The 9,397-nt window shown below is 67.1% G+C and carries 11 protein-coding genes; 9 read left to right on the plus strand and 2 right to left on the minus strand.

Annotation, left to right across the window (positions count from 1 at the left end; genetic code table 11):
• On the plus strand, positions 1–426 hold a 426-nt coding region (locus G6016_RS16485; protein WP_206682331.1), incomplete at its 5' end, for a hypothetical protein.
• Positions 427–487: 61 nt separating this feature from the next.
• On the opposite strand, the gene G6016_RS16490 is transcribed toward G6016_RS16485, so the two are convergent.
• On the minus strand, positions 488–913 hold the full coding sequence (locus G6016_RS16490) for a pyridoxamine 5'-phosphate oxidase family protein (protein WP_182633679.1): 426 nt from the start codon (positions 911–913) through the stop codon (positions 488–490).
• A 166-nt stretch (positions 914–1,079) separates the two neighbouring features.
• Between G6016_RS16490 and ectA the strand changes: the two genes are divergently transcribed.
• From ectA to G6016_RS16530, 8 genes are all read left to right on the plus strand, one after another.
• Positions 1,080–1,595 carry a diaminobutyrate acetyltransferase gene (ectA, locus tag G6016_RS16495; protein ID WP_182633680.1) on the plus strand — a complete coding sequence of 172 codons (516 nt, stop codon included), beginning with the start codon at positions 1,080–1,082 and terminating at the stop codon, positions 1,593–1,595.
• Between the two features lie 69 nt (positions 1,596–1,664).
• Complete coding sequence (gene ectB / locus G6016_RS16500; protein WP_182633681.1) at positions 1,665–2,960, plus strand: diaminobutyrate--2-oxoglutarate transaminase; 1,296 nt, start codon at positions 1,665–1,667, stop codon at positions 2,958–2,960.
• 74 nt (positions 2,961–3,034) lie between these two features.
• Complete coding sequence (locus tag G6016_RS16505; RefSeq protein WP_067715905.1) at positions 3,035–3,457, plus strand: ectoine synthase; 423 nt, start codon at positions 3,035–3,037, stop codon at positions 3,455–3,457.
• A 121-nt stretch (positions 3,458–3,578) separates the two neighbouring features.
• Entirely contained in the window at positions 3,579–5,021 is a 1,443-nt protein-coding gene (locus G6016_RS16510; RefSeq protein ID WP_182633682.1) for a flavin-containing monooxygenase, read from the plus strand.
• Positions 5,018–5,965 (plus strand): bile acid:sodium symporter family protein, encoded by a 948-nt coding sequence (locus G6016_RS16515; protein WP_182633683.1) that lies wholly within the window; start codon positions 5,018–5,020, stop codon positions 5,963–5,965. The genes G6016_RS16510 and G6016_RS16515 overlap by 4 nt, the downstream gene beginning before the upstream one ends.
• Complete coding sequence (locus tag G6016_RS16520; protein ID WP_182633684.1) at positions 5,962–6,945, plus strand: SDR family oxidoreductase; 984 nt, start codon at positions 5,962–5,964, stop codon at positions 6,943–6,945. Before G6016_RS16515 ends, G6016_RS16520 begins: the two co-directional genes overlap by 4 nt.
• A 34-nt stretch (positions 6,946–6,979) precedes the next feature.
• The gene (locus tag G6016_RS16525; RefSeq protein WP_182633685.1) at positions 6,980–7,828 is read left to right on the plus strand and encodes a PIG-L family deacetylase; all 849 of its coding nucleotides are present in this window, start codon (positions 6,980–6,982) and stop codon (positions 7,826–7,828) included.
• Positions 7,829–7,977: 149 nt separating this feature from the next.
• Positions 7,978–8,994 (plus strand): DUF4190 domain-containing protein, encoded by a 1,017-nt coding sequence (locus G6016_RS16530; protein ID WP_182633686.1) that lies wholly within the window; start codon positions 7,978–7,980, stop codon positions 8,992–8,994.
• A 7-nt stretch (positions 8,995–9,001) separates the two neighbouring features.
• On the opposite strand, the gene G6016_RS16535 is transcribed toward G6016_RS16530, so the two are convergent.
• The coding region (locus G6016_RS16535; protein ID WP_182633687.1) for a DUF2332 family protein at positions 9,002–9,397 on the minus strand (396 nt) is incomplete at its 5' end.

The raw sequence follows: 9,397 nt of genomic DNA on the forward strand, positions 1-9,397 counted from the left end.
GAACGAGACAAGCAAGACGCCGCACACGCCAAATCCCGAGCCGAAGCCACAGCCGCCCGCGCCAAAACCAAGGCGTCTGTCGAGGCAAAGAGGAAGGAGATGCTGAAGGAACCCATGGTGGAAACCGTTGAAGGTCCCGACGGCCGCATCATCGGCACCATCCACTACCCCGACAGGAAACGACCCGCAATCCAGTGTGAAACCTATCGGCGGCGCTTCCCGGACTACACCGACTACCTCGACGTCCAGCCCTGCACCGACGACAAGGTCAACGCCGACTCCTTCAAAGAAACCTTCGACCCCTCCCAACCCATCTACATGCCCGGACCCCGCCAAGGCCGCCCCCGCCTCAAATTCGAAGACCTCACCGACAGCCCCCAAGAACACCACCTCTGGCACCTACTCCAAGAACTCCCACCCTTCTGAGAAGAGCCACGGAGGGCACGGTGAGGCACGAGTTCGGCCCGTCCGACTTCCGCGGGGAAGGTCAGCCGTTGTAGCGCTCGGGTTCTTCGGCAAAGGTGAAGCCTCGGCCGGAGAGTCGTTCGGGCGTGATCTCGACGAAGTTGTACTTCAGAGTGGGGATCCACGGCTTGAGGCCGAGCTGCTCGGCGCGATTGATCTCATCGAACCCCTCGAGGCGACGGGCACGGCCGCGAACGATCACCGACCACGCGGAGTCGTCTTCGATGTGATCAACCTGGAAGAGGACCTCCGGGTGGACCGAAAGCTCGGACAGTTTGCCGCCCTCGGCGGTGCGGAAGTACAGCTTCCCCTCGCGCGAGAGCACGTAATTGATGGGGTAGATCTCGGCGCGGCCATCCGTGACAGTTACCAGCCGACCGAGGGATCCGGTGGCGAGAAGCTGGAGGCAGCGGGCCTCGTCGAACTCGTTGATCGGGTTGTCGTCCATGAAAACATTCTTCCACCGAGGTGTCATCGCCGGGCGGATGCCGAATAACCTGATGGTGACCGACCTCACTTCCCGGCGGCCACCTGCGCACTCATCGGGAATTCAGGAACTAATCCGTGAAGGTAGATGCAACAAGCGCATGGTCTCACTACGGTGGAGGGCAGTTATGAACCCAGGAGAACGAGAAGTACCCCGTACCCCTGATTCGTCCGACGCGGTTTTCCGTCCGCCAACCGCGGCAGACGGACACCGCATGTGGGAAATCGCCCGCGACAGCGGAGTCCTCGATCTGAACTCTTCGTACGCCTACGTTCTGTGGGGCGCCGAGTTCGCCGACAGTTCGGTGGTGGTCGAGGTCGAGGGCCGTGTGGTCGGCTTCGTCACCGGCTTGCTCCGCCCCTCCGAGCCCGACACGATCTTCGTGTGGCAGGTCGGTGTCGATGCGGATCAGCGTGGCAAGGGCCTCGCGGCGCGACTTCTGCACAATCTGATGGATCGCACCGGCGAGCAGAAGGGCACGGTGCGCCTGCGTACCACCATTAGCCCGGACAACGAGGCGTCCAAGCGCACCTTCGGCGCGGTGGCCCGTGACCGCGGCATGACGCTGACCAGCGAGGACTATATCAGCGCGGACCTCCTCGGCGAGGGCCACGAGCAAGAAGACCTCTACACGATTTCCTAAGGACTGGGCGAACGGGCCGTCCGGCCCGACGCCGATGGCCGACGCTTTTTCATTGGAGTGAGCACGACTATGACCGAGACCCCGCACGATTCCAGCACCAACACCGATATTTTCAACGACCGCGAGTCGGAAGTTCGTAGCTACTCCCGCAACTGGCCGGTTGTCTTCGACACCGCCAAGGGCGCGACGCTGACCACGGTCGACGGCGACGATTACCTGGACTTCTTCGGTGGCGCCGGCGCACTCAACTACGGCCACAACGACGAGGACATGAAGAACGCCCTCGTGGAGTACATCTCCCGCGACGGCGTCATCCACTCGCTCGACAAGTTCACCGTCGCCAAGCGCCGCTTCCTCGAGACGTTCACCACCAACATTCTCGAGCCGCGTGGGCTCGACTACAAGGTGATGTTCCCCGGCCCGACAGGCACCAACGCCGTCGAGTCGGCGCTGAAGCTGGCCCGCAAGGTGACCGGCCGCGAGGCGATCATCAACTTCACCAACTCGTTCCACGGTATGACCCTCGGGTCGCTGTCGGTGACGGGTAACTCGATGAAGCGTGCCGGCGCCGGCATCCCGCTGGTCCACGCCACCCCGATGCCGTACGACAACTACTTCGGTGGCGTCACCGAGGACTTCCAGTGGATGGAGCGCGTCCTCGTCGACTCGGGTTCGGGCATGAACCGCCCGGCCGCGGTGATCGTCGAGTGCGTCCAGGGTGAGGGCGGCATCAACGCCGCTCGCGCCGAGTGGCTGCAGGCGCTCAACGAGCTGTGCGCCCGCCACGACATCCTGCTGATCATCGACGACGTCCAGATGGGCTGCGGTCGTACCGGCGAGTTCTTCTCGTTCGAGTTCGCCGGCATCAAGCCGGACATCGTCACCCTGTCCAAGTCGATCGGCGGCTCCGGCCTGCCGCTCGCGGTGACCCTGTTCCGTCGCGACCTCGACGAGTGGACGCCGGGCGAGCACAACGGCACCTTCCGCGGAAACAACCTCGCGTTCACGACCGCCGAGGTCGCACTGCGTAAGTACTGGTCCGACGACACTCTGCAGAACAAGACCCTCGAGAACGGTCGCATCCTGCGGGAGCGTTTCTCGCCGCTCGTCTACAAGTACGAGGGCAAGCTCGAGCTGCGCGGTCGCGGTATGGCGTTCGGCATCGCGTTCCTCGAGAACCCGGAGCTGGCCGAGCAGGTCATGGCCCGCTGCTTCGACAAGAAGATGCTGGTCGAGACCGCCGGGCCGAGCGACGAGGTCGTCAAGTTCCTGGCGCCGCTGACCCTCACCGACGAGGAGCGCGACCGCGGTATCGAGATCTGCTACGAGGCTGTCGACCACGTCTTGTCCACGCAGTACGCCTGATCCAGCAGTGCACCTGATCGGGCGCTGCGCCGACCGCGCAGAACGCTGACCACTTAACGCTTCAGGAGGAACACATGATCGTTCGTACCACCGCCGAGATCACAGATACCGACCGCCACATCAAGGGCAACAACGGAAACTGGGAATCCAAGCGCATCGTCCTGGCCGACGACCGTGTGGGCTTCTCGTTCCACGAGACCACCATCGCCGCCGGCACCACCAATGACTTCCACTACGCCAACCACATCGAGGCCGTCTGGCTGACCCGCGGCAAGGGCACCCTGCGTGACCTGACCAACGACAAGGAGTACCCGCTCGAGGCGGGCTCGATGTACCTGCTCGACGGCAACGAGAAGCACCAGGTCATCGTGGAGGAGGAGATGCAGATGCTCTGCGTCTTCAACCCGCCGGTTGTCGGCGACGAGAACCACGACGAGAACGGCATCTACCCGCTCCTGCGCCTGCAGGATGACGGCTCGGTCGTCCGCGAGAAGTAAGCGCGCCCCGGCCGCGCCCCGCACCCGGCGCCCCGCGCGCAGCCGCACACGCTCCCCGGTCCACGATCAAATTGGTCGTTCGGGCCGGGGAGCGGTGCATTTTCGGGCAGGATCTCATGCCATGACCGAACTTGACACCCGTCCAGTAGCGATTATCGGCGCCGGCCCGTCAGGCTTGGCCGCGGCGCGCAACCTCGACCGCCAGGGGGTGCCGTGGATGGGCTTTGACCTCGCGGACGACGTCGGCGGGCTGTGGAACATCGACTCGCCTCGCAGTACCGTCTACGACTCAGCGCACCTCATCTCGTCGGCCCGCACCACGGAGTTCGCCGAGTTCCCCATGCCCGCGGACACCCCCGACTACCCGGACCACCGCCGCCTGCTCGCTTATTTCCGCGACTTCGCCGAACACTTCGGCCTCCGCGACCGTTTCCGCTTCGGCACGGAGGTGGTGCGTGCGGAACCGTTGGGCGCGGCACGCGACTCGGGGTGGCGGCTCACCGTGCGAAACGTTGGTGACGACGACAACACCGCCAGCAGTGACCAGGTGGAGGTCGGGGAGTTCTCGGCCCTGGTGATCGCCAACGGCACCCTCTCGGAGCCCAATATCCCGCGGTTCGACGGCGAGTTCAGCGGCGAGCTGATCCACACCAGCCGCTACAAGTATCCGCAGGAGCTGGCGGGGAAGCGGGTCCTCGTGGTGGGCGGCGGCAACAGTGGGTGCGATATCGCGGTGGACGCGGTGCACCACGCGGCGTCGGTCGACATCAGCGTCCGACGCGGCTACCACTTCGTGCCCAAGTACATCTTCGGCAAGCCGGCGGACACCCTCAACACGGGCACGCCGCTGCCGGCGCCGATCAAGCAGTTCATCGACTCGCGGGTGCTCAAGGCATTCACGGGCGATCCGACGCGATTCGGTTTCCCCGAGCCCGACCACAAGATCTATGAATCGCATCCGGTGGTCAACAGTCTGGTCCTGCAGCACGTGGGCCACGGCGACATCACGGTCCGCCCGGACATTGAGCGCTTCGACGGCAACACGGTCCACTTCCGGGCGGGCAGGGCAGGGCCGGGCAGGACAGGTGCTGGCGGGGCAGGGGTTGGCAGTTCCGGTGAGTACGACCTCGTCATGCTGGCCACCGGCTACGTGCTGAACTACCCGTTCATCGACCGGGAGTACCTCGACTGGTCCGAGGGGGCCGCCGCCCCGGATCTATATCTGAACATCTTCCCGTCGGCCCGCGACGATCTGGCCGTCCTGGGCATGGTGGAGGCCTCCGGGATCGGCTGGCAGGGCCGGTACGAACAGGCCGACCTGGTAGCGAGATACTTGTCGGCCCGGCGGCAGGGGACTGCGGCTGGCCGTGATGTCGTTGTCGTCGTCGACTCCTCCCGGCGGGGACCCAGGCCCGACCTGACGGGCGGCTACAAGTACCTGGGGTTGGACCGGATGGCCTACTACGTCAACAAGAGCGCGTACCGGGGCGCGGTGACGGACCTGGTCGCGCGCATGGACGCGGCGGGGCGGGGCCGGGCCCAGGGTGAGGGGCGCGGCGCATGAACGTCGACGACATCCGGATCGCGTTCGACTCCGGCTCACTGACCACGCTGAAGATCGTGCTGGGGCTGATCCTGTTCGGGATAGCGATGGACACCAAGCTCAGCGACTTCCGGCTGGCACTGCGCAAGCCCAAGGCGTTCGCGGTGGCGATCGTGGCGCAGTTCGCGCTGCTGCCGGCGCTGACGTTCCTGCTGACGCTGATCCTCGGGGTGCAGGGGTCGGTCGCGCTCGGCATGATCCTCGTGGCGTGCTGCCCGCCGGGGAACGTGTCCAACATCCTCACACACCGGGCGGGCGGCGATGTGGCGCTGTCGGTGTCCATGACGGCGGTCGGCAACGTGATCGCGATCTTCATGCTGCCCATCAACTTCTCCCTCTGGGGGCACCTGCACCCGACGGGGCGTGAGTACTTCAACGAGATCAGCGTGGCGCCGTGGGACATGCTCAGCGAGGTCGTGCTGGTGATCGCCCTCCCGTTCGCGCTCGGACTCGTGGTCTCGCACCTGCTGCCGAGGGTCGCGGCGCGCAGTCACCGCGTGGTGGGGATCCTGTCGTTCCTGGCGCTGGGCGGGATCATCCTGGTCGCGGTGGCCAACAACTGGGCCCTGTTCGTGGGCTATATAGGTGTAGTGGCGCTGGCGGTGTTCCTGCACGACGCGCTCGCGTTGGGACTCGGCTACTCGATCGCGCGGGGCTTCGCGCTCGACGTGCCCGCCCGCAAGGCGATGACCTTCGAGGTGGGCATCCGCAACGCCGGGCTGGGACTGCTGTTCGTGTTCAGCTTCTTCGACGGGCTCGGCGGTATGGCGCTCGTCGCGGCGTGGTGGGGCGTGTGGGACATCATCGCCGGGCTCGCGGTGGCGGTGGTGTGGAAGCGGCGGACCGGTGCGAGTGGTGGGCCCGGCGGGCCTGGCGGCAATGACGAGAGGGCGGTTGCGGCATGAAGGTTCTGGTCACCGGAGGCAGTGGTTTTCTCGGGCGCGGCGTGGTCGCGGGGCTCGCGGCGGCCGGGCACGAGGTCACGAGCGGGGACCTGCGGGTGCCGGAGGGTTCGGGCGCCGTCGCGGGCACGGGCTCGGTTGAGCACGTCCGCCTCGATGTCACCGACCCGGGCGCGGTCTCGGCCGCGGTGGCCGGGCACGAGGCGGTGGTGCACCTGGCCTCGGTCGTGGACCCCGACGGCATGGGACGCGATGCCGCGTACCGCGTGGACGTAGACGGCTCGCGACACGTGATCGACGCGTGCGTGGAGCACGGGGTGCGGCGGCTCGTCGTGTCCTCCTCGGGCGCGGCGTACGGCTACCACGCGGACAATCCGGTCCCGATCACCGAGGACCAGCCGGTCCGGGGCACCACCGCGTTCGCCTACAGCCACCACAAGGCGCAGGTCGAGTTCCTGCTGGCAGACGCCCGGCGCGAGCACCCCGAGCTCGAGCAGGTGGTCCTGAGGATCGGCACGATCCTCGGCGACACCGTCGACAACCAGATCACCGCCCTGTTCCACCACAAGCGGCTGCTGGCGATCCGGGGCTCCGATTCGCCGTTCGTGTTCATCTGGGATTCCGACCTCGTCGCGATCGTCGTGCGGGCGGTCGGCGGCGGGCCGGGCGGAGGCTCCCCGGCGGGCACCTCCCCGGCCGGGATCTTCAATGTCGCCGGCACCGGGACGCTGACCATCGGGGAGATCGCGGCCCGGCTCGGCAAGCGCACCCTCGCCATCCCGGAGCCCGTGCTCAAGGCCGCGCTCACGGTGGCCAAGGTGCTGAAGGCCACCCGCTACGGCCCCGAGCAGACGGGGTTCCTGCGCTACCGCCCGGTGCTCGACAACACCCGACTGCGCGAGGTCTTCGGCTACACGCCCGAGCTCACCAGCGCGGAGGCGTTCGACCGCTGGCTGGCGGGGCATCCGGACGCGCGAGGCTGAGCGCGCACGGGGGCCGACAGGGCACACTGTCTGGGTGTCGACGATCGTGTTTCTCCACGCCCACCCCGATGACGAGACGTCCCAGACCGCCGGGATGATGGCGCTGGCCGCCCGCGAGGGGCACCGGGTGGTCACCGTGTTCGCCACCAACGGCGATTACGGCGAGCGTCCCGAGCATCTGGGGGACGACGGCGACCTGGTCGAGCATCGCCGCGGCGAGGCCCGTGCGGCCGCGCGCGTCCTGGGCGTCGAGCGCGTCGACTGGCTGGAGTACCGCGACTCCGGGATGACCGGCTGGGAGCAGAACAGCGATCCGTTGAGCCTGCACCAGGCGTCGATCGACGAGGCAGGCACGGACGAGGTCGCCGGTCGGCTGGCCCGAATCCTGGACCGCGAGGACGCCGACGTGCTGGTGGGCTACGACTACCGGGGCAACTACGGGCACCCCGACCATCTCGCGGTCCACCGTGTCGCGCGCCGGGCCGTCGACCTGGCCGCCCGCCGACCGCGCCTGCTCGAGGCCGCGGGAAACCGTACCGCCCAGCTTGAGATGCTGGAGAGCCCGGAGGCCGCGCGGTTCCTCGAGGTGCTCGCCGACGGCGGGGTGGCGGTGGACCTCGACAAGGTGCGAAAAATGATCCTCACCGGCGACGACGGACTGCCCGTCGGCGTCCTCGAGGAGGAGATCGACTGGGCGATCGACCTGCCCGCCGACGTCATCGACCTCAAACGCCGCGCCATGGAATGCCACGCCAGCCAGACCAGCGACATCGGCATGATGCTGTCTCTGCCCGCAGAGATCTACCCCAAGGCCTTCGGCACGGAGTACCTCATCGAGCCCGGCCTGGACCAGCCGATACGGCACGCCTGGCCGTTCAACTGAGTCACCCGGGGCCGGTGGTAACCCCAAAGGCGACGACGACGACAACGTCCGCCCACCCCTCCAGTAACGCTCTCCCGGGTCCACGACCAGGCCTCGTTCCGGCAGGAGAGCAATCCTGCTGAGAGAGACCTTAAGTTACTTTGGTCAATATGACCGGCCCCCACGATCCGCCGCAGTCCCCCTACCCGCCGCAGTCCCCCTACACACCGTATGGCCAGCCGGGCGCTGCGGCCGGGCAGTCCCAGTCGCCGTATGGGCAGCAGCCGTACCAGGGCGCCGGTCAGTTCCAGCCCCAGCCCCAGTTTCAGCCCCAGCCCCCGGGCCCGGGCCTGCCCTACGGGACGGGGATGGGCCCGCAATCCGAACCGCCGAAGCAGCGCAACACCTTGGGGATCATCGCGCTCGTGGCGGCGATTGTCGGCACGATCCTGGCCTGCATCCCGGGCATCATGTTCCTCGGCTGGGTCGTGCTGCCTGTCAGCTTCGTCCTCGGGTTGGTCGCCCTGTTCGCGGGCAGTGGTGGCAAGGGCACGGCGATCGGCGCGCTCGTCGTGTCGGTTCTCGGGACGATCGTCGGATTCATCATGTTCTTCTTTGTGATCGCCGACGCGCTTGAGGGGATCGACTGGGACACCGCCGCGCCGAGTGCGCCCGAGGACCTGTCCGGTCTGGTGGACCCGTATCAGCCGGACAGGGAGCAGGCTCAAGCGCAGGCGAAGGCGCAGGGGCAGGGGAGTGGGCAGGGCTCGGACGCTGCGGCCGGCACCCGCGAGAACCCGTTGAGTGCCGATGAGCCGATCATCACCGGCGACTGGGAAATCGTGATCAACGAGATCAACCTCAACGGCACGGCGGAGGTGTTGGCGGAGAATCGGTACAACGAGCCGCCTTCTCCCGGCAGCCAGATCGCGCTGATCAGCGTCACCGCTACCTACCATGGACCCCAGTCGGAGCTCGCGGACTTCATCTGGGCATCGTGGGTGACCGAGGACGGTCGGGTGATCGAATCGTTCGACCACCCGTCAGTTATCCCCGATCCGCTTGAGGGCGAGCTCTATCCAGGGGCCTCGTCGACCGGAAACCTCGATGTCGTCGTGCCCGAGGGGGACAACGGGCTCCTGCGGCTCAACCTCGGCTTCGTCGACGAGGTCTTCGTCCAGCCGTAGTTGCAGCTCAGTCGAGGGCGAGCGCGCGGACCCAGTCGCCGTGGCCGTGCGCCGTGGCCAGTGGTCGACCATTAACGGCGACGACGAAGATGCCCTTGTTCCTGCGGATCGCCTCGGGAACCTGTGCTGCGACCTCGTCCAGCAAGGTCACCCCTTCGACGGAGATCCACACCGCGCCGGCGTCAGCGCAGAGCCGCGTGACGCGGCGGACGAACTCCACGCGGGCCGGCGGCTCGAGGTAGCCGAGCACCGCGGTGTGGAACACAACGGGTGTCGAGCCGGCCGGGCAGGCGGCGACGGCGGCCTCCACCTGCTCGACCAGGTCGCCGGTGATGATGTTCGGCGGATCGGCGGCCGCGATGTCGAGCGCCGCGTCGAGGCGAGGCACACGCTCGGCCTGCTG

Source organism: Dietzia aerolata, from assembly GCF_014144865.1.
Lineage (GTDB): Bacteria > Actinomycetota > Actinomycetes > Mycobacteriales > Mycobacteriaceae > Dietzia > Dietzia aerolata.

Bases quoted from the DNA above. Each gene is read 5' to 3' on its own strand.
- G6016_RS16490 (WP_182633679.1), bottom strand. From the start codon at position 913: ATGGACGACAACCCGATCAACGAGTTCGACGAGGCCCGCTGCCTCCAG.
- ectA (WP_182633680.1), top strand. From the start codon at position 1,080: ATGAACCCAGGAGAACGAGAAGTACCCCGTACCCCTGATTCGTCCGAC.
- ectB (WP_182633681.1), top strand. From the start codon at position 1,665: ATGACCGAGACCCCGCACGATTCCAGCACCAACACCGATATTTTCAAC.
- G6016_RS16505 (WP_067715905.1), top strand. From the start codon at position 3,035: ATGATCGTTCGTACCACCGCCGAGATCACAGATACCGACCGCCACATC.
- G6016_RS16510 (WP_182633682.1), top strand. From the start codon at position 3,579: ATGACCGAACTTGACACCCGTCCAGTAGCGATTATCGGCGCCGGCCCG.
- G6016_RS16515 (WP_182633683.1), top strand. From the start codon at position 5,018: ATGAACGTCGACGACATCCGGATCGCGTTCGACTCCGGCTCACTGACC.
- G6016_RS16520 (WP_182633684.1), top strand. From the start codon at position 5,962: ATGAAGGTTCTGGTCACCGGAGGCAGTGGTTTTCTCGGGCGCGGCGTG.
- G6016_RS16530 (WP_182633686.1), top strand. From the start codon at position 7,978: ATGACCGGCCCCCACGATCCGCCGCAGTCCCCCTACCCGCCGCAGTCC.